This is a genomic window from Prochlorococcus marinus subsp. marinus str. CCMP1375 (assembly GCF_000007925.1).
Taxonomy (GTDB): Bacteria; Cyanobacteriota; Cyanobacteriia; order PCC-6307; family Cyanobiaceae; genus Prochlorococcus_E; species Prochlorococcus_E marinus.
The window spans coordinates 374,692-397,511 of sequence record NC_005042.1 but is presented as its reverse complement, the minus strand read 5'-3'; the positions used below and the strand labels follow the sequence as shown (position 1 = coordinate 397,511).

The window sequence follows — 22,820 nt, the reverse complement described above, 5'->3', positions numbered from 1 at the left end:
ATTCAACTTAACTTAAGAGAAAAGCTTTATATCAAGTTTCCAAATGAGCCACCTTAGAAAAAACCTCCCGGCATTATCAAACAAGTATTATTTTAATTATGGCGGGCAAGGACCATTACCTTCACCATCGCTAAAGGCGATGGTGAAAAGCTGGGAGAAAATCCAAGAACTAGGGCCATTTACAAATGACGTATGGCCATATGTCTCCAATGAAATCCAGAAAACAAAAGAACAAGTCTCAAAACTTTGTGGTGTAAAGCCTAATCGAGTATCTCTAACTGAAAATGTTACGAGTGGCTGTGTATTGCCAATATGGGGATTGCCTTTCTCAAAAGGAGATCGTCTGCTGATAAGTGATTGCGAACACCCAGGTGTAGTTGCAGCTTGCAAAGAATTAGCCAGACACAAAAGCTTAGAGATAGACATTCTTAAGCTTCAACGACTGCACAAAGGAGTGAATCCAAAGCTCACACGGAATCAAGCGTTAATTTCAGAATTAGAAGAAAGCCTAACGACAAACACCAAACTAGTAGTTATATCTCATCTACTATGGAACACTGGTGAAATCATCCCAATAGAGTTAATTGGTGACATACTACAAAATCATAATAAGAGACCTTTCTTATTAGTTGATGCAGCTCAAAGCTTTGGGCAAATCCCTATAGATCAAGTTGTCTCAAAAACAGATATATATGCTTTTACAGGCCACAAATGGGCATTTGGCCCAGAGGGATTAGGAGGAGTAATCCTTTCAGAAAGAATACTAGAGCAAGCAAGGCCAACATTTATTGGATGGAAAAGCCTTAAACACGAAGGAAGTATTTATAAAAATAACCCAGAGCCTTTTCATGTAGATGGGAGACGCTTTGAAATCGCAACATCCTGTACTCCCTTATTAGCCGGACTGCGCTCTTCTCTTAATCTTTTAGAAAAAGAAGGGTCTGCACATGAAAGAATTAAAAAGATTCAGCGACTTAGCTACCAACTGTGGTCTGAACTTAAGGACATCAACAAGGTAAGTCCAGTTCTTCAAGATGCTCCCCAAGCAGGGCTGGTAAGTTTTTCAATGAATTGCTCAATTCCTCCTGATCAGGCTATTAAACTTCTTGGTAAGCAATCAATTTGGATACGAGTCCTAGAAGACCCGATTTGGCTTCGTGCATGTTTACATGTCACTAGCACCCAAAAAGAAATAACAAAACTTATAGAAGCACTTTCAGAGTTGGCAATGAAATGATAATTAAATATTCAAGGGTTTAATTTTAAATGCAATATTTTTTTTGCAATCTCTCTATCATCAAATTCGATTGTTTCTAATCCAAGAATTTGATAATTCTCATGTCCTTTCCCAGCTATTAAAACAATATCACCTGGCAAAGCTTTCATTATAGCCATTTGAATTGCATTGGCTCGGTCAATCTCGATAATAAGCTCTGTCTCAGTAGCTATTCCAGGAAGAACATCGTTAAGAATCTGCTGAGGGTCTTCAGTACGCGGATTATCAGAGGTGAGTGTTACATGATCAGCGAACTTTGAGGCAATAGCTCCCATCAGAGGTCTCTTGCTTCGATCTCTATCACCACCACAACCAAACACGCAAAATAGTCTTCCTGAACCAAACGAGCGTAAAGCAATCAAAGCATTTTTTAAACCATCAGGAGTATGAGCATAATCAACTAATACTACTGGCAAGTCACCTTCGACCTTGATTTGTTCCATTCGTCCAGGAACTCCAGAAAAACTTTTGATCGAGGGTAAAAGCTCTTGCAATGAAACGCCGTGTTGAATCAAAATACCAACAGCTTCAAGCATATTCATTAAATTAAACCTACCTATGAGCGAAGAAACGAAAGGTCCCTGTCCGAAAGGACTGTGCAAAACACCTTCAATACCTTTGTTAGTTATATTTAGATCCGTAAGAAATAGTTCTGGCTGAATAGAGTCAATCACGCGCTTCTCCAACGAAGCACGCCAACAGCTCTTATTTAATTGCTTTGACAATCGCAGTCCCCATGGGTCATCAATATTGACAACAGAGCAGCTTTCTTTATCTCTCAATAAAGGAGCTTGAAATAAAAGCGCTTTAGATTGAAAGTACGCCTCCATAGATTCATGATAATCAAGATGGTCTTGAGTCAGATTGGTAAATACAGCTCCTGAGAAACTACACCCTGCAACACGCCTTTGATCTAGAGCATGAGAACTAATTTCCATGACTCCCAATCGAGCCCCAGCTGCAACTGCTTGTGCAAGTTGCGATTGCAAAACATCTCCGAAAGCAGTTGTGTGTATAGCTACTTCGCTATGTTTAGGCCAACGATTATAGAGTGTTCCAAACAACGCAGAAGTTATACCAGATTGTTTACATAAATGTTCTATTAGATATGTCGTTGTTGTTTTCCCATTAGTCCCTGTAACACCTATCAAATCAATCTGTGAAGATGGTCTCTTCCAAAACACTGAGGCCATTTCACCCATCCAATGTGCAACTGGATCTGAAACAACAAAAACCATATCTTCATTACTTGGAGGATCTTTTTGCGCTGCTTCTTCCCCTATCACAGCAGCCACAGCACCTGATGCCAGAGCCTTGCGCCAAAAAATTCCTCCATCAACTTTCTCTCCAGGCAAGCCAAAAAACAATCCGCCCTTACTGATATGACGTGAGTCACAACTAATACTGTCAATGATCAAATCTTTCCCAACAATCTGCCGGTGGATCCCCACTGCTTTAAAAAGTTCATGTAATTGGTAATTCATGTAAATAAATACAGCTAGATTCTTTCCATTTTTTCTTGAAGATTTTTCTTAAGCCAATTTAAAAGCCCCTCTTCTGTAAGTCTTGGAGAAACTCTTGGCAATTCAAATCTTCTCACTGGACTCTTTAATTCAATAAACAAAACTGGAATTTCCAATGAATAACGGGCATTCTCCTCGCTAGTAACATCTGCTCCATCAATATCTATTACTGAAAGAGTTAAAGGAGGGGTTAAATGCTCTAAAGCAAGCTTTCTTAAGCGAGCTTCTAATCCTTCACACAAACAACAGCCTGCTCGGCTGAATAAAATTAATCTATTTTGCCTCATTTGTCTGGGACAGGATCGTAACCACATGGAGTCAAAGGATTGCACCGTAAAAGTCTTTTCAGAGTCAACCATCCTCCTTTCCAAGGACCATGCTTCTCAATTGCCTCTACTCCATATTCACTACAAGTTGGGACAAAGCGGCAACTTGGCCCCAGCAAGGGTGAAATCCAAGATCTATAAAAGCGGATCAATGTCAAAAACAAATTACTAATAACTGCATTGATTTTCTTAATCATGCTTCAAGATAGAATATTAAATTAGTGAGTGAAAAAGCGTCAGGAGGAGCATTTCTTCCAGCATGGCTCATTTCATCACAATTGTCCCTTACTTATTTTATCTATGTCTAGATACCGTGGACCTCGATTGAGGATCACGCGTCGCTTGGGAGACCTCCCAGGTCTCACCCGGAAAGCCGCAAAGCGGTCTAATCCACCAGGTCAGCATGGCAATGCCCGTCGCAAGCGCTCTGAATACGCGATTCGTTTAGAAGAAAAGCAAAAGCTTCGATTTAATTACGGCATTTCGGAACGACAACTTGTTCGATATGTCAAGAAAGCAAGGGCAATGGAAGGCTCTACAGGAACAAATCTTCTTAAATTACTAGAAGGAAGGCTAGATAATGTTTGCTTCCGTCTTGGCTTTGGACCAACTATTCCAGGCTCGCGCCAACTAGTAAACCATGGACATGTAACTGTAAATGGAAAAACCCTTGATATAGCAAGTTATCAATGCAAATCGGGGGATACTATTGCTATTCGTGAAAGGAAAGGCAGTAAAAAGCTAGCTGAAGGGAACCTTGAATTCCCTGGGCTTGCAAATGTTCCACCTCATCTTGAGCTTGAAAAGTCAAAGATGACAGCAAAAGTCACAGGCAAATGTGATAGAGAATGGGTGGCCATTGAGATAAATGAACTATTAGTTGTGGAGTACTACTCACGTAAGGTCTAACTAAATGATTCTAGTTAGATTAATTCTTTAGGTTTTAAAATTTATTTATGACCCTTCAAACTTTGGAGGGTTATTTTTTTCTGAAGTATTTTTGTATTTGCAAAAAATCAAATGATCATCCACGGGTAAAGATTCTCTTATTGAGCTCACTAAGTGCCCTTTTTTTATCTTTGATGAAGCTTTTTTCTGATGAGCTGTTACGTTAAGTAATCATATATAAGGAAATTGCTGTGGTTACTGACAAAGCCTTGATGAAAGAAGTCACAAAAGAGCTTTGGCAATCAGTCAAAAAATTGCGTCCTGATCTTGGCAAAGATCCAAGAATGCAACTTGTGCTTAAAGCGCTAATCACTATTGGCGATCTACCTAATCCCATTGAAGCTGCAATGGTAGTTGCTACTTGCTTAGAGATGGAAGAAGATGAAGGTAGTAATGAAGGTGAAGTTAAAGAGTCAACAAACAAAAATGATTCCACAAGTGAATCTTCCTCAGAAGGAAGAAGAACAGTAAGAAGAAGATCTGCTGCTAGCTAAGGCCATTTTCAACCATTTTTAATCGATACTTTTGTTGGGCATTCAAGACAGAAACAAAATTCAGGTAATGTAAAAGAAAACATCCCACATTAATTTGTTAAAGCTAAAAATTTTATAGAAAAGCTTAATTAAATCTACTGGTATTTGAATTTATTTCTTGTTTTTCAATGTGCTCAATGCATTGCAGGACAATTCACATTCTGTCAATTCTTTATTGGTAAGCCTCTCTAAAATTCTAGCTTTATCAATAGCAGTTAATTCACCATCAGAATTCCACTTAAGCGTTGTTTTGCGTTGTCTAGGAGAATTATTTTTCATTATTGATCCTCCTTTTTTAGATGCACTTCTACGCATTGCGTAATACACTCCATACCTTTTTGATCCAAGCTGCATTCAGTAATGCACTCAAAATAAGAATCTATTGCATCGCTCTCATTAAGCTGAAGCAAGTCACCTTCCCTTTTAGACATGATCTATACCCCTCTAAAATTGAAGACATTATTAGCACAAATATTTTTCTTTTAATGACTTTTATTAATTAAGATAAAGTACCTAAGTAATAGTTACTAAGGCAAATATTGATTTTGCTTTGCTTTAAGCATAATTGCAAGGTTTTTTTCAAAAAATAAAATTGGACAGACATTCATCAATTATCTAAGCAACATTGGTTGAAAGGCACAAATGTTTTGTCAAACGAACTCATAAAGACTGTTGAAGAGCTTAGGCTAATAGGCTGGTCTGAAGAAGGAGCAATCAGCTATGCAAAACTATTAGACCTTAATAAGTTCGATTTCTTATCTTTTAGTGGCTATAGATTACTATTACTCTTGATAATCACTTTTTCTTCTCTTGTGATATATCTTTCAACTAGAAGATATTTAAAAAATTCGGTCCAAAATCTTGACTCTATAAAACCAATGAAAATAATTCCCAAAAAAGATAATAATAGTAATTCAAGCAAAGAGACTTCCCTACAGGATAAATCTGAAATCACAAGTCTAAGTTTGAGCATTAAGAAGGAAGAGGGAAGTAATCCTAAAAAGCTAGAGTCCCTAATAAAGAATGCATCTGCAATCACAAGCCCAAAATTAGCAATTAAAAAAAAGGGGGAAGAAAATTTTTCTTCAGATAAGTTAACTTTAGCTGACAATATAATAGTAAAAGTTCCTGTTAGAAAAAGAACTCCTTTGAAAGATCATTTTCAGAATTTCTTTAAAGAGACAGGTGTTGACACAAACAAAGTTGCATTACCTATTCTAACGGTTTTCTTGCTTACATATGAAGCTTCTATTGAATTATTCAGAATGTATCTGAATAATTCACAAATTAATAGTACTGGGCCATCTAATGGAATTAATAAAAAAGCTATTTCTAAACAATTAGATAAGAAAAGTGATCTTGAGCTAAGGGACCTTCTAAAAGGGCTTGAGCTAATCCCCAATCTAGAGAGGGATCAATTAATCAACTTAATATCCTCAAGTCCACTAGCACTCAAAAAACTAGCAATAGAGGAAAGAGAATCATTCTTAATGGGTAAAACTAATATTGAGTTAAAATCTCTTTTAAAGGGAGTTGAAAAAATATCTAGATTAAAAAAAGTAGATTTGGTAAAAAAGATCTTATCTTTAGAGGCTTATGAAATGAAATAAAGAACTAGCTATTTAGAAAAGATATATTGCCTAGTTTAAATTTTATATATTCTGAAAGATGAGATTTTAAAAAGAAATTAATTAAGACAGCTATTATTAGATTGATTTATACAGAGCGGTTTTTATAGAATTATCATCTAGCCTAAAAAATTACTATTTAAGCAATTGGAATCAACAGAACTTAAGGAGGGCTCCCACCCAGGAATAAATACAAGGGTAATTCATCACGGTGAAAGTTTCGCTAAAACCACTGGCACAGTTATGCCGCCTATATTTCAAAGCTCAACTTTTAGACAAGGTAATGAAGAAGGATTTGATTACACCCGCTCAGGAAATCCAAACTTTCGAATATTAGAGTCTGTTTTAGCATCTTTAGAAGATTGCAAGTATTCAACAGTTTTTGGTTCCGGAGTAAGTGCTATTACGGCTATCGCAAGTTCCCTTAAATCAGGAGATCTTGTCTTATGTGAGGAAAACCTTTATGGCTGTACAGTTCGGTTATTTGAAAAGGTATTTAGTAAATTCGGTCTGCGAACTAAATGGTTAGATTTCTCGAACCCATCTTGCTTCGATGAGATTAAGAAGCTAAGCCCAGCAATGATTTGGTTAGAAAGTCCAACTAATCCTCTATTAAAAGTTCTTGATTTGAAGACAATTTGTACGAAAGCAAAAGAGAATCAAATCCCAGTAGTAGTTGACAACACATTCTCTACGGCCATTTTACAAAAACCATTGGACCTAGGAGCAAGCCTGTCTCTCACAAGTACAACAAAGTACATTAATGGGCATTCTGATGCCTTAGGTGGCGCAGTGTGCACTCAAGACTCTTATTGGCATGAGCAAATGAGATTTGCTCAAAAAGCTTTAGGACTGCAAGCCTCTCCATTTGATTGTTGGCTAATCACTAGAGGCGTTAAAACTCTCCCTCTTCGTTTGCAAAGGCAAGTTTCCAATGCAACATCTCTTGCTAATCAATTAGCTAAGAATGAATATGTGCAATGGATTAGCTATCCATTTAGATCAGACCACCCTCAATATGAAATTGCAAAAAAGCAAATGGCAGCAGGAGGGGCAATTATCACAATCAGACTGAAAGCAAATCTTGATCAAACTTATGCATTTTGTGAAAGGCTTAAATATTTCACCATGGCTGAGAGCCTTGGAGGAGTGGAAAGTCTTGTTTGCCATCCAGCCACTATGACTCATGCATCAGTATCATCTCAAACAAAAGAAAAGTTAGGCATCAGCGAATCACTAGTTCGCTTTTCAATAGGATGTGAAGACGTTTTAGATCTCGATCAAGATCTAAAACAAAGTTTAGAAAAACTGAAGTGATTGGAAACAATTTGCTATCAGACCCCTTGTGGGAAGCCAAACATCTTGGGCAGGCAATTCCACAAAGTCCCCATGCAGTTTCAGTAGCATTACCTCGTTGGCAAGATGTTATTGCGTATGAGGAAAAAGATCCATACTGCATAAATGCACTTCAAGCAATTTATCCACGTTTTGGTTTCAACCCTTTAATTAAACTAATAGCAAAAAAGGCACTTGTTTTTCAAGAAAACGAGTCACAAAGCGTCTGGCCTTATCCCAATATTAACTCCGCAAAAAAAGCCAAAGAATACTGCCAAAAATTAAATTCAAATTCAGAAGTAATTATTCAAGAATTTTCTGGACTTCAATGTTTAATAGTTGACGATAAAGCAACTCCTGCCGCAAAAGCATTCTGGCAACATACAGGGCTAGGGGCATCATCTAGACAAGCAGCGATAGCTCTTAATAAAGAAAAGGCTCCTTCAATTAATGAAGGTGAGGCAGCTAGAAACTCTATCCGCAAAAGGCTTGCCAAAATTTATGGTTGCAACTCTGATTTAATTCAACTGCACCCTTCAGGCATGGCTGCTTTAACCACAGCTCTTGAGGCTTTAAGAGAAATCAGGCCTAGGAAAGCAGCATTTCAACTGGGGTTCCCATATGTTGATGTCTTAAAGCTTCCTCAAGTGATATTTGATGGAAGTGAATTGCTACTTAACCCTAATCCAATAGAGCTTGCCAAACAACTTGACCAGAAAAAGCCTTCAGCCGTAATAGTTGAATTGCCTAGTAACCCTATGCTCAAATGTGTTGATCTGCCTCTAATTACAAAGATGGCTCATGATCGTGGAATCCCAGTAATTGCAGATGACACTATTGGTTCAGCCATAAACATTGACCCTCTACCGTATGCAGACCTTGTCTTTAGCTCTCTTACTAAAAGCTTCGCAGGACAAGGAGACATCATGGCAGGTTCTCTAACAATCAGTCCAAAGTCTCCATGGAAAGAAGTCTTAAAAGAAATAATTCCTTTGGTCTCTGTAAGCAACTTATCTGATTCAGATGCAATCGCTCTTCAAAAGGCAAGTAAAGATGTCACTAGTCGTATACCTGAATTAAACAAAGCATGCATAAATCTCAAGAATCGTTTAGAGGCTCACCCAGATGTAGCAAGAGTCCTGCATCCTGCACAATGCCCGAACTTTCAATTGCTTATGAAACCAAATGCAGGATTCGGCTGTTTGTTTTCATTTGAATTACATGGAGGTGTCTCAAAAGCAGAAAGATTTTATAACTCATTAAAAGTTTGCAAAGGGCCTAGCTTAGGAACAATCTTTACTTTGGTATGTCCATACGTTCTGTTAGCCCATTACAACGAACTAAATTGGGCAAAACAATGTGGTGTCCCATCTTCGCTTATAAGGGTTTCCGTTGGTCTTGAAGCAACCGAAGACCTTTGGGATAGATTTCAAAAAGCCTTGAATAACTAAATAAAGCCCTTAACAGTTTTTAGATCAACATCAGAATTATGCAAGAAGCAAATTCCTTAGCTAATTATTAAATGGTTGATTAATCATCATGACCCCAATATACGAAGACAACAGCCTTGCAATAGGCAACACCCCGCTAGTAAAACTTCACTCTGTTACCAAAAACTGTAAAGCAACAGTTTTGGCAAAAATCGAAGGTCGCAATCCTGCATATAGCGTCAAATGCAGAATTGGAGCGAACATGATTTGGGATGCAGAAAAGAAAGGTCTCCTCAATAAACAGCAAACCATTATTGAACCCACTTCAGGTAATACTGGTATTGCCCTTGCTTTTACTGCTGCTGCAAAGGGTTACAAACTAACACTCACAATGCCTGAGTCAATGTCCTTGGAAAGGAGGAGGGTAATGGCAGTCCTTGGTGCTGAACTAATTCTTACTGAAGCTGCAAAAGGTATGCCTGGCGCTATTGCAAAAGCAAAAGAGATTGCAGAAAGTGATCCTAATAAATATTTCATGCCTGGACAATTTGACAACCCTGCCAATCCAGAGATTCACTTCAAAACAACAGGTCCAGAAATCTGGAATGACTGCAATGGGAACATTGATGTACTTGTTGCAGGAGTAGGCACTGGAGGAACTATTACTGGTGTATCAAAATTTTTAAAGCAAGAGAAAAGGAAACAAGTTCTTTCCGTAGCAGTAGAACCATCCCATAGCCCTGTGATTTCCCAAACCATCAATGGCCAAGAAGTAAAGCCAGGACCTCATAAAATACAAGGCATCGGAGCTGGATTTATCCCTAAAAATTTAGACCTCTCATTAGTTGACCAAGTTGAGCAAGTCAGTAATGAAGAATCAATCGCAATGGCTCTTCGCTTGGCAAAAGAAGAAGGCTTACTAGTTGGTATATCTTGCGGAGCTGCAGCAACAGCTGCAATTCGATTGGCCGAACAAGAACAATTTGCTGGCAAAACAATTGTTGTTGTTTTACCAGACCTTGCTGAGCGCTATCTCTCATCAGTAATGTTCGCAGAAGTCCCAACAGGTATTATCGAACAACCCAAAACCAACTAAAGTCGTGCAGATGGCAAAACGCCCTCTGGGGAAATAAACATTGCATCCCCATAAGAGAAAAACCTATATTTTTGGTCAATCGCTTCTTTATACAGTTCAAGCAAGTTTTCTCGTCCAATAAGAGCACTCACAAGTAATAACAATGAGCTTTTCGGAAGATGGAAATTCGTTAGTAACCCATCAACTATTCCGAATTTATAACCAGGCTTGATAACTAGATCAACTTCACCTTTAAAAGGTTTCAAGCAACCATCGCCTGCCAAGAAAGATGCCTCAAGTGATCTAACAGTAGTTGTACCAATAGCAATAACCCTTCCACCTCTATCACGACATTCTTTAATTGCTGAAACAACTTCTTCTTTTACTTCAACCCACTCGCTATGTAGATGCAAATTGGCTAGGTTTTCCTCAACTAATGGTCTAAAGGTACCCAGTCCAACATGAAGAGTCACTTTTGCATCTTTAATACCTTGTTGAGATAAAGCCTCCAAAAATTGGTCACTTAAATGCAAGCCAGCCGTGGGTGCGGCAACAGCTCCAGGAGTAGATGCATATCTAGTTTGATATCGATTAACATCCTTGAAATCGCATCGATTTATATATGGAGGCAATGGTATTTCTCCGAATTTCTCTAGAAGAGGCTCTATCTTCCGCCTATCACTAAAAAGTTCAGGGAACTGTACTATTCTTCCTCCAGTACTAATGTCTTGATCAATAATCTTCAACGGAATGGATTCCTCTCCAGAAGATTCCATCCATATACAATCACCAGCACGAAGCTTCTTTGCTGGTTTCGCAAGGCACAACCATCGCCCTTGGCCTTTTGGTTCTAACAAGAAAAGTTCTACAAAAGTACCATTCCGCAACCTCACCTTCAATCTTGCCTTCAAAACACGCGTGTCATTCATTACAAGCAAGTCGCCCGCTCTTAGCTCAGCCAATAAGTCCCAAACCTTTAAGTGAAAAGCCTTAAGCCCTTCCCCGCTTCGCTTAGACACATGAAGCATACGAGCATTATGCCTAGGCTCAATTGGTTCTTGCGCTATAAGGCTTGAATTCAACTCATAGTCGTAAGAGCTAAGTAAAAAATCTCTCGGATCAATAACCAATGGATTTCAAAAATAATTACAAACCACCTGAATAAGAAGGGAGAACAGCTTCAAGAAGAAAGGCTTTCAGGATTATTCTCAATTAAATTAGCAAGATCTTTTAAGAAAGAAGCACCATCTGCACCATAAACAACTCGATGGTCAGCAGTTAGATTTACTTGCATTTGACGCTTAACTGAAATGGATCCGTCTCTCCCCGCTATGACTTTAGGGAGAGACGCTGCAACTGCCAAAATGCCTCCTGTATTAGGAGGAAGTATCGCGTCAAAACGATCTACTCCAAACATACCCAAATTTGAAAGTGTAAATGTCCCGCTATTGTATTCATTTGGTTGAAGTTGCTTGGTTCTAGAACGTTTGACCAAATCAGCCCATTGACGTGATAATTCGAACAAATCTGTGAGATCAGCATTCTGAAGGACAGGGGTAATAAGACCTCCTTCTTCCATTGCCACTGCTACTGCAACATTAATTTGTTTTGGATATGTCATTCCCTCATTGCTCCAAGCTGCATTTAGCTGAGGGTGCCTTGCAAGAGTCTTGCCAACAGCTTTTGCCAACAACGCTGTCATAGTTACACCCTTAGGCTTTACTTGCTTATAAAAGGCATCAAGCTTATCTGTTGTAATTGCATACCCTACTCTGAAACAAGGAACAGACAAACTCATCTCCATATTCCTATTGACTGCCTGCTGAAGGGTATTAAATGGGATAGTTTCGCCAGGATTTCCAAAACTATTGCCTTTTGGAACTTCAACTGGCTGCGATCTATTCCTAGAACTCTCAGTGACAACAACTGATGGTGCAGTTGGAATAGAGGCAGGCGCATTGCTTTCAGCAATCCATGGAACAGTTATTGGTTGCCCTTGAGCCTTTTGGACATCTTCTGCTTGGATTCTTCCGTGTGGACCAGTACCAGAAACGGTTGCAAGATCAACCCCAAGTTGAGTAGAAAGTTTTTTTGCACGAGGTGTTGCAACGATTCGACCTTGATTGATTATTGCTTTAGCAGGCAATGATGCACTTGATGCTTTTGGAGAAGTGAAAGGTTCAGCTGTAGAGGGCTTATCTTCAGGAGTTTGTTTGGAATCATCTGAAGTTTGTTTGGAGTCTTTAGAAACAGAAAGATTCTCTGGAGGCGAAACATTACTTTTGGTTGGGTTAGCGGCCTGAACTGCAGGGATTTCCGCTTCAGTCTCAACTATCAAGCCAATCGTTTCTCCTACTGGCACAGTGCTTCCTGAGGGCATTAAAACCGCGGCCAGGAAGCCATCTTGAAATGACTCAACATCCATATCAGCTTTATCAGATTCAACAACAAGTACTGACTCACCGCGAGAGACTTTCTCTCCTGGTTGCTTTAACCATTCAACAATCTTTCCCTCAGTCATAGTCGAACTAAGAGCTGGCATAAAAATGTCGTGACTTGCCAATGCCTTCTCCCTAAAGTTTTGAACCAATCTTAAAGACCTATTGCCCCAAGAAACAAAAGCAAAAAATTAATCTTGATCAATAGATTCAACAACACCATCTCGAACGAGCAATGAAACTTGCATTTTCTTAACTAAATTATCCCCAACTTTTAGATCACAGAAGCTCTCTATCTGTCCCTGGTCAACGATCTGTTCCATCTCTAATTCCCTTACTTGACTTTGCTGTTGAAGCAAATTTGTTTTTTGTTCTTCCAATTCAGATCTTTTTGCAGCAACTTGTTGTTGAACTTGCGCAACTTGTTCTTGCACTCTTGGGTCTAAAGGATTTGCACTTTGAGTCCTCAATCCTTCGACTACTTGTTGGCCTTCTTTTTCTAATTGCGCTAATTGCTGATCACTTGTTGCAATTGCAGCACTGATTTCCCTTTCTGCTTCTTCTTTCCAAGCAGGAGTAACCACCGCACGAATTGTGATGGATCGCTTAATTGAGATGGAATTTACTTCGGCCATGAAAAAACTATTACCAACGCCAAGGTTCTCAGCCAATGGTAATTAGGTCAACTAAATAGGTAAATAATTATCGGTTGAAAATATCCTCAATTGCTTTTTGGTCTCTTTCTACGATTTTATTGCGCCTTTGCTTAAGCGTCTGAGTCAACAAACCATTCTCTATTGAGAATGGTTTAACCAATGCAATACCTGCCACCCTTTCATCTGAGCGAGAACCTGGGCGTTTTGAAAGAATGTCATTCACTTCTCGTTGAAGCAATCTTCTGAGTTTTAAATCGCCCATTCCCCCACCTAAATCTTCTTTTAAGAAAAGATTTCTTTGATGTGCCCATTTCAAAATTTGATCAATATCAGGGACTATTAAAGCGCCTAATTGTCTTTCATCTTGACCAATCATTATTATCTGTTCGATAAGCGGACTTCCTAACAAGAACTCTTCTAAAGGTCCTGGTTCAACATTTTCTCCATTACTTAATACGATTGTGTCTTTAGCACGTCCAGTCAAAACAATAGAACCATCAGCAAGGAGCATCCCAAGATCTCCAGTATCAAACCAGCCCTTCTGATCTAGTACTTTGGATGTTTCTTCAGGCTTTCTTAAATAGCCATTCATTACTTGAGGCCCACGCACTAGAACTCTCCCTTGTTGAGAAAACTTCAGTGGTCCACCATTGAGAGGATCAACAATGCGAAACTCAGTTTCAGGCAAGGGCAAGCCTGAACTGCCTCTAATATTTCTCCAAGTTCGCCTACAACTCAAAACAGGGCTTGTTTCAGTAAGTCCATACCCAACCAATAATTCAACTCCTAAGGCCTCAAAGAAAGTATCAACATGAGGCGCTATCGCTCCTCCTCCATTAATAGGAAAACGTAACCTGCCTCCTGACAACTGCTGAAGAACCTTCGGCCACAAAAGCTTAGAAGCAAGTGCATGAATTGGCCAACGAAAAACGACTTCAGAAAAAGCAATAGCTCTATTAGTTTTATTGATCTCAAGCAACAATAAATTCCTTGATTTACGTAGGGCTGCCTTAAACAAACGACTGTTATTAAGAGCTGCTTTTAAGACCATTTGACGCGATCTAGGCATTTTCTTTAGGGCTTCGTCAAATCCTGTTTTAACAGCTTCCCAAAGCCTTGGAACAGTAGCCATAACAACAGGTCTTACTGTTTGCAAATCTTGTTTAAAATGCTTAATAGTGGTGTAATGTTGAGAACATGCACAAGAGAAAAAATAATACTCAGCACTTCTTTCATAAGAATGCCAAATTGGCAAAACACTAAGCAAAGGAGTCCCTGGTGGAGGACTGGCTATACATGCTAAAGACCTCATTTGATGCAAAAGGTTGTCATGAGTAAGCGGAACACCCTTTGGCTTTCCTGTAGTCCCTGAGGTGTAGAGAATAGTTGCGATAGAAGAATTTGCTGTAATCCCAGTAGCCTCCTTAAAAGCATTAATTGGACTTTTATTGGCACCCTTAAGTAAAAACTCTTCCCACCCAAGAAGATTATTTTCTGGTTGGCCTTCTATTTGTAAAACAAACTTAAATTGCTTCTTATCATCTTCACTTAAAGCAAGGGCTTTCCATAACTCCGATGATTGAACTACCAATCCAACCGAACGAGAATCAGCCAAGATGTACCGAAGTTCTTCAACTGGTGCTGAACTTCCTCGCACTGCATTTGATGCGCCTAATCTCATTAACCCTTGATCCGCAATCAACCATCTAGGGCTATTTTCTGAAAATAAAGCCACAACATCTCCACTAACAACTCCTAAGGATTCAAAAGCAGCTGCTGCAACAGCAATCTTGTCTGCAAGTTCTTCATAGTTATAACGCTCTGGGAAAATATAATGAGGTGAATTAACAGCTAAAACATTGCCGTGATTTTCTTTCAACCATGGCCAAATTTGATCAACTCTATTAATTCCTTTTACAGAAATATGAGCTTCTAAGGCTTGCTTCTCTTCCTTAGCAGGAATCCAAGTGGATTCTGCTAAGTCTAAATTGCTCCTTTTCCTGAAATGTTTGACTCTTTTATCAAAATCCACGCTTTTTCTCCAAATTTTTGACATTGAAAATTTATTTCCCAATACTTAATTCTTATCTGTTTTCAGAGTTTTTTTTACTATATCCATAACAATCCGAAACGCTTATTCAAGCTTTTCTTCATTAAAAAACGAACTTCTTTCATTTGTAATTTTGGGAGCCAAGAATTGAGTCGCCCAGTTTGATAATCTTTCAGCCCACAAGGAACTATCTGATTGAAACCTAAAAGATCACAGTCAACATTAAGGGCTATACCATGTTGAGTAATCCATCTTCTGCAACTAATCCCAATAGAAGCTACCTTTTTCCCATTACACCAAACACCTGTCATCCCATTGATTCGATAACCATTTAGACCTAACCCATCTAATACATCAAGCAAAACATTCTCAAGTTGCCTCAAATACCAATCCAAATCTGTTTTATAGCGACGAAGATCAAGTACTAAATAGACAACTAATTGACCAGGCAAATGGTGAGTCACATCACCTCCTCTATCAATTCGATAAAAATCAATCGGTGGTTTCTCAACATCAAAAAGCAAATTATCTTCGCTAGCCCCTCGGCCTAAGGTATAACAATCAAAATGCTCCAGCATCCAAACTGCCTGCTTATTAGATGGTTCTGCTAGAAGTTTTTCTTGCCATTTTCTTTGCCAATCCCATGCAATCTTAAAATCTATTAATTCAGATGGTTCAAAAAGAGCCGTAGGGAGACCTTCTTCTGGTAAATCATTTATAACTAAATTATGCATATCTTCTAGATAAGGAGAAGTACAAATGAAAGTGCTGATTCATGGACGAAATCTTGAGTTGACTCCTGCATTGCGCGAATACACAAAATCAAAGCTAGAAAAAGCTATTCACCATTTTGGTGACATGGTCAAAGAGGCTGATGTCCATCTATCAGTAGCAAAGAATCCAAGAGTCCCCCAACAAACTGCTGAGGTTACTGTTTTTGCTAATGGGACTGTAATTCGTGCACAAGAACGCAGCCAGAACCTTTATGCAAGCATTGACTTAGTCTCAAACAAATTGTGTCGTCAATTAAGAAGGTACAAAGAAAGACATAGTGACCATCATCACAGCCCTGGTCACAGAGCCTCTATAACCCCAACAACTGAAGAAGTACTAGAAGACAAATCAATAAATGGATCGCTTGTAGAAGGCAAAGAAGCCAAGCTCCCAAAGCCTGGAATTCGTCGCAAATATTTCCCAATGCATCCCATGAACATTGAGCAAGCGCAACATCAACTTGATCTAATAGATCATGATTTTTATCTATTTAAAGAGGCAGAAAGTGAACAATTGCAGGTTATTTATAGAAGAAAAAATGGAGGGTATGGTGTAATACAAGCAAAAAACTAATGCAATACAAATCAAATAATTTAGAAATAAGTGAAATAAATTCTTTTATCCATCAAGCTGCTCTTGATCCACATATTAATTTAGATTCACTAAATCAAATCTGTGATGTATGCAAACATTTTAATTTTGCAGGGTTGTGTACAAATCTTATTCGAATCCAAGCTGCCAGAAAAAGTCTTGGGAAAAACAAACAAACCAAACTTATAGCTGTTATAGCCTTTCCTTTTGGCGATATTCCTAACTCAATAAAAAAAACTGAAGCGGAATTGGCAGCAGAGCATGGTGCCGAAGAGCTCGACATAGTTCCAAATTACCTGAAGCTTTACGAAGGAAAAATCGACAGCTTTGCCGAAGAACTTGCAGAAATATTTAAGATAGGGCTTCCTTATAGGGTGATTTTAGACTCAATAAGAATCCCTGAAGAAAAGCTTTCTTTAGCAATAGAAGCATCAATAGATGCAGGTGCTAGAGGCATTCAGGCGGGTAATGGATTTGGCACTCCAATACAAGCCTCACATATTTTGAAATTAAGAGCATTGATAAAAAACCGCTGTGAACTCAAAGTTGCCGGTGGCATTAAAAATCTTCATCAAGTGTTAGAGCTTGTTGAGGCTGGCGCATCTTCGATCGGAACATCAGTCGGAGCAGATTTGGCAAAACAATTTAAAATTTACAATCATCAAAATTGATTGCAGATAGAACTATTAAAGGCCTCTGCCTAAAAGTTGGGCCTTTAGGAGAAAATGACCGCTTATTAACCCTCTTAACTCATGAAGAAGGAATTGTTCGTATTGCTGTCCCAGGAGCAAGGCGGCCAAAAAGTCGTCTTGCGGCAACATCAGCATTGACTTTCCTTGAGCTTCTCATCGGAGGGAAAAGTACTCTTCGCAGAGCACGGCAAATCAAAGTGATTAAAAGTTTCAGCAAACTAGGTGAAAAACTAGAGACCCTTTCCGCAGCTCAAGCATTATCTGAACTTGCAATGTTATTAGTAGGTACCAATGATCCACAACCTGAAATATTGCAAGCTGTCCTAATTCATCTTGAACGTTTGCAAAAAGAAGACATCAAACCTGTAGAAGCCTTAGCAAATTGCGTTCAAGCTTGTGTTCATTTACTTGCTCTAGGAGGATATGGTCTACCTATTCAAAAATGTTGCTGGACGGGAATAGATCTTATCCCTCCCATTGGTGACTGGACATGGCGTTGCAGTCTTATAGAAAGCGAGGGATTCGCAATCGGTGAAATTACCAATGCAGAAATCACATTAAATGCTTCTGAGCTAGCACTGCTGCAACGTCTCTTAAAACCAATACTTCCTTTAAAGCAAACTGGGGAACTTTTGGGCCCAATGAAAGTTTGGATGAAATTATTAAGAGTAATAGAACTTTGGATAGAGACTCATTTAAATCGCAATATTAATGCGCTTTCAATGCTGAAAAAAATTCTTCTTTAAAGCAAATATATTTTTTGGTAGCAAAAATTTCTAGAAGATAACTTGAACTCCTGCTAACTTTCTAGAAGCTCATTTCAGAATACTTAGGTGTCACATATAGCCTGGCTTGGCAAAAAATCTCCATTTTGCGGAAACGTCAGCTATGGCCTAAGTACTACAACAGCCCTTAAAGGGAGAGGATATCAAACAAGTTTTATTCACTTTGATAATCCAACTGACTCTGGGAATTCCAAAACATCTCTTTTAGCAAATGACCCAGACGTCAGTCTTCCATATTTAATCAAATCGCAGGTTTATACAATTCCTTCACCAAGAGCTCAACGAGAATTAAGAGAATCATTAGAAAGATTAAAACCAGACATTGTTCATGCAAGTCTTACTTTGTCTCCTCTTGATTTCAGACTCCCAGATCTTTGCCAACAAATCAGAGTCCCATTATTAGCAACATTCCATCCCCCTTTTGATTCAAGTATCAGAAGCCTAACCGCAAGTACACAACAACTTACTTATCAACTATATGCACCTTCACTTTCCCGATTTAACAATGTAATAGTCTTTTCAGACAAACAAGCTGAGGTGCTTACAAAGTTAGGTGTAAAAGAAAAAAGTATTGCTGTCATTCCTAATGGAGTGGATGCAAAATTGTGGGCACCTAATACCAATGAGTCAGCAGAATCAGAACTATTAAAGGTTCAAAAAAGGCTTGGAAGAAAAAGAACTTTTCTTTATATGGGAAGAATTGCTGCAGAGAAAAATGTAGAAGCTCTTCTAAAAGCTTGGAAAGCAACAAACACGGAAGGTTGCCAACTAGTAATTGTAGGCGATGGGCCTTTAAGACCCACCTTAGAAAATAATTTTTTGTCAACTCAAGATTCTAAAATTCTTTGGTGGGGTTATGAAGCAGATTTAAAAACAAAAGTTGCTCTTCTTCAATGCACAGAAGTTTTTATACTGCCTAGTTTGGTTGAAGGCTTATCACTGGCTTTATTAGAAGCAATGGCAACCGGTACAGCTTGTATAGCTACTGACGCCGGAGCAGACGGAGAAGTTCTCAAAGATGGTGCAGGAATAATTCTCAGCACTGAAGGAGTGACCTCTCAATTAAAGACTCTATTACCTGTTCTCAAAGAACATCCTTTCTTAACCTCAGAACTTGGAAGACTTGCTCGTTTAAGAGTTCTAGATCAATACACCTTGGAAAAAAACATAGATTCTCTGGAAAATGTTTACAAAAAATTCCTTTAGAATCAATCAAGCCATCTCACGACTTTTCTTTGCCGCAAGGATAACAGCCTCAATCAACGCAGAGCGAACTCCTTCTTTTTCAAGATGGCGCAAAGCCGAAATAGTTGTACCTGCGGGAGAAGCAACCATATCTTTTAGTTGCCCTGGATGTAACTCCTTTTTCTTAAGCAATATTGCTGTGCCTTCAAGAGTGAAATTTGTCAAAGACTGTGCCAAAGCTCTAGGCAGTCCTGCTGCTACCGCGCCATCAGCTAGTGCCTCTGAAATCAGAGCTAAATATGCAGGACCTGAAGATGTAAGAGCTAAGAAAGCATCTAATTGGTCTTCAGGCAATTCAAATACCTGGCTAATGGGCTTAAAAATAGATTCCACTAAAGACTTCTGATCTTCTGTCACTTCTTCCCCCCATGAAAGGCCTGTTAAACCAGCACTTACAAGTGCAGGAGTATTAGGCACAGCACGCACACATACATGATCAGGGAACAACGATTGCAATCTTTTTAATTTCACTCCAGCCAATATGGAAATTAACAACGGCTTAGCAGGTAATTTTGCAAGGAATTCTTTAGAACATTTCTCCTGAACTTGATTCAACTGTTGTGGTTTTACTGCCAATATCTTTACAGGTGTGTTCCAAACATCAATAGCATTTTTATCATTTACATCAACGACAGTAAAGGGACTCTTAAATTGATGGAGTACTCTCTCCACACTATTTTTTTTCCCTACAACACCGAAAACCTCTTCCGGATTAAATTGGCCTGCTTCAAATAAACTTTGAAGAATGACTTGTGCCATTCTTCCTAAACCAATAACACCAAGAGAACAAGCCACTTAAGAGCCTTAAATAGCCGATGGAACAGAGGCTCCCCAAGCAGGCTCTGGAGCCATAACACTCTCGCTAACAGGGCCTTCATTATCCTTATTCATTACGCTTGAAGGGGAAGGTTCTTCTTGAAAGGAATTTGTAACAGTGACACAACTGGGCGCAAATAAGAAAATACTTTCCCCAACACGCTCCTGATGACCATCTATTGCAAAAGTACCGCCAGCTACAAAATCAACTGCCCTTTGAGCTTGATCAGGCTCCATCATTGTCAGATTTAAAATAACCGTTTTCCTTTCCCTTAAAGCCTGAATTGCCTTAGGCATTTCATCAAAACTTCTTGGCTCCATCAAACTAACTTCTGCCGCAGCTGTGGAGATACCTGGCATTCCAATCACTTTAGAAGATCCTCCTCGATTATTAAAAGGATTTGCATTTGACAAAGCGGCTAATCCACTTGAGTAATTTCCACCCCCATCATTCCCAGTATCAAAATCATCGCCTGTTTCATAGTCAAGCTCATCAAAATCACCGTCTAAGTAATCATCACCAGCAACAACTGCTCTAAGGCGTGAAATAAGCGACACCAGTTGAATCCTCTCTGAATAATTTTTACTGTTTCGGCTAATACCGAACTTTTAAGGAGATTAGCCTTGGGGAAAGGAAAATGTATCCTTAATACCTAAATAACGTTATTTATAGGCAGGGGCAAGGTTTTCAATTGATTTTATTGATATCTGTGAGTATTTGAGTTCGAAACTATCTCCCACCAAACAATAATGACCCTACACGAATCCAAGTAGCTCCTTCCTCTACAGCTTCTTTCCAATCTTGACTCATACCCATTGAACAATCCTTTAAACCCAGCTTCTCCGAGAAAACTCTGCATTCTCTAAAAAGAATTTTCCTTTGATTTAGATCAAGCTCCTTAGGAGAAATAGTCATCAAACCAATCACATCAATATTAGGTAAGGCAATAAATTCATTCCATACCTCTAGTAGCCCATCAGGAGTAAATCCAAATTTACTTGGATCATTGCGAAATTTAACTTGAGCCATAACCCTAGGTTTCTTGCATTCTTCAGCAGAAATTCGTGAGATTCTTTTAGCGAGCTTCAAAGAGTCAATTGAATGTATAACATCAAAAGCCTTGACTACTTGCCTAACTTTATTTGCTTGCAAACTACCAATAAAATGCCATCGAACGGTTTTTAAATCCTTTAATGAATTCAATTTTGGTAAAGCCTCTTGCAATCTACTTTCACCAAAGTCAACTTGGCCTTGAGAAGCCAAGGAACGAATTTGACTAGTTGACTGACCCTTGCTAACTGCTACCAACTTGACGCCATTAGGAAGAGAATTAAGAAAGCTCTTAAAATGCATAACAACTTTACAAAATTTTCTAAATAAAGGTCTGTTTAAATAATTCCTCCCAAACCTCTAAATCTTCAGTTCTCATCTTTCTACAACGAGCTACGTTTATGTCAGCGTAATGCCTTGCATCCATGTATGGGATTACTTCAAAATCTGCACCTCGCGGCTGAAGAGTAACTAAAAAGAAGATCTTCTGGGCATACAAAGTTGCATAAATATCTCTCCCCTCACCTGCAGGAGCAACTAAATAAAGCATCCCAAAAGTGGGATGATTAAGATATCGCTCTGAACCTGAGCTCAATTTGCTTTAAAAGTAAGCATTTATAAAAGATAGGATAATACCTATTTATAGAAACCACTTATTACTAATACGGAACCAAAACAAACAAAAATTCATTTGCTCAATATTAGTTTTTATAGGTAGAGAAAGAATCAAAAAGATCCAAATTTTCGTCTCAAAAGTAAGATGATGAAAAGTGTCAATATAGAGAATGAGTTCAAGAACATCGTTTTTGGCTTAAACAGACATTTTGGTTTAAATAATTCTGGATGTAGCAAATAGCCGCCATTCCTAATTAATAACGAATCAGCACCTTGTTCAGCTCTTAAAAGAATATTTGCCAGCAGACGTTCTCCTATAGAAAGAAATACCTCTAAGGACCTCTTGAAACCTAATTTTCTAAAATCAACAGCTCTAGTAACTAAAGACCTAATTAGATTTTGGAACTCTTCTTGTACTAATGGAATAAAGCGTAATGCTAAAAGGAGTTGAAAGCTCAATCTATCTAAGGGAAGTCCTAAGAATGAAAGTGGTCTTAGATACCACCTCAAAGTCCACATTAAATCCTCAGGAGAAGTTGTTATCAACATCAAGTTGACACTATGAACGACAGTAAAAATTAATGTCGAAGTCTTGATAGCTAATTCAGCTGAGCGCCTATCAACAACAATTGAGCCCAAAGAAAGTGGGCCTATTTGTATTGATGTTGTTCTTATTAATTCCCAAGAACTCCCTACCACAATTGCATCATTAAGTTCTTGAGGAGAACGAACTGTATCCATTGGAACAGCTAAGTTTGTTGGAAGAAAAATCGCTAATAATCCAAAGAAACAAGAAATAAAGAATAAGAAAAAAAGAGATCGCCAAAAAATTCTTAGTGGTACTGCGCCAAGTACAGAAATTGCCAAAAGAAATAGCAACAATCCTATTCTCCAAAGAGGTCCGGCCAATACGGGTGTAATCAAAAACATCAACACCCAAGCAAATTTCAACCTAGGGTCTAAATTTCTTAACCAACCAGTTTTCCCTGTTACATACTGACCAATAGGAACGTTTCTTAAAAACTCCATTTAA

Annotated in this window: 25 protein-coding genes; 11 read left to right on the top strand and 14 right to left on the bottom strand. The window is 38.6% G+C overall.

Going from position 1 to position 22,820, the window contains the following annotated elements; all coding sequences use genetic code 11:
* Positions 1-43 precede the first annotated feature (43 nt).
* A complete protein-coding gene (locus tag PRO_RS02115) occupies positions 44-1,237 on the top strand; it encodes an aminotransferase class V-fold PLP-dependent enzyme (RefSeq protein ID WP_011124568.1) in 1,194 nt (397 codons plus the stop codon).
* 11 nt (positions 1,238-1,248) lie between these two features.
* On the opposite strand, the gene PRO_RS02110 is transcribed toward PRO_RS02115, so the two are convergent.
* The 3 genes from PRO_RS02110 to yidD are packed head-to-tail and all read right to left on the bottom strand — an operon-like array spanning position 1,249 to position 3,322.
* The gene (locus tag PRO_RS02110; protein ID WP_011124567.1) at positions 1,249-2,760 is read right to left on the bottom strand and encodes a UDP-N-acetylmuramoyl-L-alanyl-D-glutamate--2,6-diaminopimelate ligase; all 1,512 of its coding nucleotides are present in this window, start codon (positions 2,758-2,760) and stop codon (positions 1,249-1,251) included.
* A 14-nt stretch (positions 2,761-2,774) separates the two neighbouring features.
* Positions 2,775-3,086: a glutaredoxin family protein gene (locus tag PRO_RS02105; protein ID WP_011124566.1), complete on the bottom strand. Its 312-nt coding sequence runs from the start codon at positions 3,084-3,086 to the stop codon at positions 2,775-2,777.
* Positions 3,083-3,322 carry a membrane protein insertion efficiency factor YidD gene (gene yidD / locus PRO_RS02100; RefSeq protein WP_011124565.1) on the bottom strand — a complete coding sequence of 80 codons (240 nt, stop codon included), beginning with the start codon at positions 3,320-3,322 and terminating at the stop codon, positions 3,083-3,085. Before yidD ends, PRO_RS02105 begins: the two co-directional genes overlap by 4 nt.
* A 103-nt stretch (positions 3,323-3,425) precedes the next feature.
* Here yidD and rpsD point away from each other — a divergent pair, with 103 nt between their 5' ends.
* Together rpsD and PRO_RS02090 are read left to right on the top strand one after the other, a co-directional pair.
* Complete coding sequence (rpsD, locus tag PRO_RS02095) at positions 3,426-4,034, top strand: 30S ribosomal protein S4 (protein WP_011124564.1); 609 nt, start codon at positions 3,426-3,428, stop codon at positions 4,032-4,034.
* Positions 4,035-4,264: 230 nt separating this feature from the next.
* Positions 4,265-4,567, top strand: a complete 303-nt coding sequence (locus tag PRO_RS02090; protein WP_011124563.1) for a TIGR03894 family protein — start codon at positions 4,265-4,267, stop codon at positions 4,565-4,567.
* Positions 4,568-4,717: 150 nt separating this feature from the next.
* On the opposite strand, the gene PRO_RS02085 is transcribed toward PRO_RS02090, so the two are convergent.
* Entirely contained in the window at positions 4,718-4,960 is a 243-nt protein-coding gene (locus PRO_RS02085; protein WP_011124562.1) for a hypothetical protein, read from the bottom strand.
* Between the two features lie 293 nt (positions 4,961-5,253).
* Between PRO_RS02085 and PRO_RS02080 the strand changes: the two genes are divergently transcribed.
* From PRO_RS02080 to cysK, 4 genes are all read left to right on the top strand, one after another.
* On the top strand, positions 5,254-6,216 hold the full coding sequence (locus PRO_RS02080) for a hypothetical protein (protein WP_164923203.1): 963 nt from the start codon (positions 5,254-5,256) through the stop codon (positions 6,214-6,216).
* A 165-nt stretch (positions 6,217-6,381) separates the two neighbouring features.
* A complete protein-coding gene (locus tag PRO_RS02075; protein WP_011124560.1) occupies positions 6,382-7,551 on the top strand; it encodes a trans-sulfuration enzyme family protein in 1,170 nt (389 codons plus the stop codon).
* Complete coding sequence (locus PRO_RS02070; protein WP_011124559.1) at positions 7,548-9,020, top strand: PLP-dependent transferase; 1,473 nt, start codon at positions 7,548-7,550, stop codon at positions 9,018-9,020. The genes PRO_RS02075 and PRO_RS02070 overlap by 4 nt, the downstream gene beginning before the upstream one ends.
* Before the next feature lie 88 nt (positions 9,021-9,108).
* Positions 9,109-10,095, top strand: a complete 987-nt coding sequence (cysK, locus tag PRO_RS02065) for a cysteine synthase A (RefSeq protein WP_011124558.1) — start codon at positions 9,109-9,111, stop codon at positions 10,093-10,095.
* Here cysK and queA read toward each other — a convergent pair.
* The 5 genes from queA to lipB form a co-directional block, all read right to left on the bottom strand.
* On the bottom strand, positions 10,092-11,204 hold the full coding sequence (gene queA, locus PRO_RS02060; RefSeq protein ID WP_011124557.1) for a tRNA preQ1(34) S-adenosylmethionine ribosyltransferase-isomerase QueA: 1,113 nt from the start codon (positions 11,202-11,204) through the stop codon (positions 10,092-10,094). The genes cysK and queA overlap by 4 nt on opposite strands.
* Before the next feature lie 50 nt (positions 11,205-11,254).
* A complete protein-coding gene (locus PRO_RS09555; RefSeq protein ID WP_011124556.1) occupies positions 11,255-12,637 on the bottom strand; it encodes a dihydrolipoamide acetyltransferase family protein in 1,383 nt (460 codons plus the stop codon).
* 66 nt (positions 12,638-12,703) lie between these two features.
* A complete protein-coding gene (locus tag PRO_RS02050) occupies positions 12,704-13,147 on the bottom strand; it encodes a YlqD family protein (RefSeq protein WP_011124555.1) in 444 nt (147 codons plus the stop codon).
* A 67-nt stretch (positions 13,148-13,214) separates the two neighbouring features.
* Entirely contained in the window at positions 13,215-15,224 is a 2,010-nt protein-coding gene (locus PRO_RS02045; protein WP_164923202.1) for a long-chain fatty acid--CoA ligase, read from the bottom strand.
* A 53-nt stretch (positions 15,225-15,277) separates the two neighbouring features.
* Positions 15,278-15,952, bottom strand: a complete 675-nt coding sequence (gene lipB, locus PRO_RS02040; protein WP_011124553.1) for a lipoyl(octanoyl) transferase LipB — start codon at positions 15,950-15,952, stop codon at positions 15,278-15,280.
* Positions 15,953-15,977: 25 nt separating this feature from the next.
* Between lipB and hpf the strand changes: the two genes are divergently transcribed.
* The 4 genes from hpf (at position 15,978) to PRO_RS02020 (ending at position 19,266) form a co-directional block, all read left to right on the top strand.
* Positions 15,978-16,565, top strand: a complete 588-nt coding sequence (hpf, locus tag PRO_RS02035; protein WP_011124552.1) for a ribosome hibernation-promoting factor, HPF/YfiA family — start codon at positions 15,978-15,980, stop codon at positions 16,563-16,565.
* Positions 16,565-17,254, top strand: a complete 690-nt coding sequence (locus PRO_RS02030) for a deoxyribose-phosphate aldolase (RefSeq protein ID WP_011124551.1) — start codon at positions 16,565-16,567, stop codon at positions 17,252-17,254. The genes hpf and PRO_RS02030 overlap by 1 nt, the downstream gene beginning before the upstream one ends.
* Positions 17,251-18,021: a DNA repair protein RecO gene (gene recO / locus PRO_RS02025; RefSeq protein WP_011124550.1), complete on the top strand. Its 771-nt coding sequence runs from the start codon at positions 17,251-17,253 to the stop codon at positions 18,019-18,021. The genes PRO_RS02030 and recO overlap by 4 nt, the downstream gene beginning before the upstream one ends.
* Positions 18,022-18,108: 87 nt before the next feature.
* Complete coding sequence (locus PRO_RS02020) at positions 18,109-19,266, top strand: glycosyltransferase family 4 protein (RefSeq protein ID WP_011124549.1); 1,158 nt, start codon at positions 18,109-18,111, stop codon at positions 19,264-19,266.
* 6 nt (positions 19,267-19,272) lie between these two features.
* Here the strand turns inward: PRO_RS02020 and proC are convergent, their stop codons facing one another.
* The 5 genes from proC to PRO_RS01995 all read right to left on the bottom strand — a co-directional run bounded on the left by proC (position 19,273) and on the right by PRO_RS01995 (position 22,816).
* Positions 19,273-20,100 (bottom strand): pyrroline-5-carboxylate reductase, encoded by an 828-nt coding sequence (gene proC / locus PRO_RS02015; protein ID WP_011124548.1) that lies wholly within the window; start codon positions 20,098-20,100, stop codon positions 19,273-19,275.
* A gap of 9 nt (positions 20,101-20,109) precedes the next feature.
* On the bottom strand, positions 20,110-20,679 hold the full coding sequence (locus tag PRO_RS02010; protein ID WP_011124547.1) for a cell division protein SepF: 570 nt from the start codon (positions 20,677-20,679) through the stop codon (positions 20,110-20,112).
* A 172-nt stretch (positions 20,680-20,851) separates the two neighbouring features.
* Positions 20,852-21,475 carry a YggS family pyridoxal phosphate-dependent enzyme gene (locus PRO_RS02005; protein ID WP_011124546.1) on the bottom strand — a complete coding sequence of 208 codons (624 nt, stop codon included), beginning with the start codon at positions 21,473-21,475 and terminating at the stop codon, positions 20,852-20,854.
* A gap of 19 nt (positions 21,476-21,494) precedes the next feature.
* Positions 21,495-21,767 carry a PipX family protein gene (locus tag PRO_RS02000; protein ID WP_011124545.1) on the bottom strand — a complete coding sequence of 91 codons (273 nt, stop codon included), beginning with the start codon at positions 21,765-21,767 and terminating at the stop codon, positions 21,495-21,497.
* 131 nt (positions 21,768-21,898) lie between these two features.
* The gene (locus PRO_RS01995) at positions 21,899-22,816 is read right to left on the bottom strand and encodes an energy-coupling factor transporter transmembrane component T family protein (RefSeq protein WP_011124544.1); all 918 of its coding nucleotides are present in this window, start codon (positions 22,814-22,816) and stop codon (positions 21,899-21,901) included.
* Positions 22,817-22,820 lie beyond the last annotated feature (4 nt).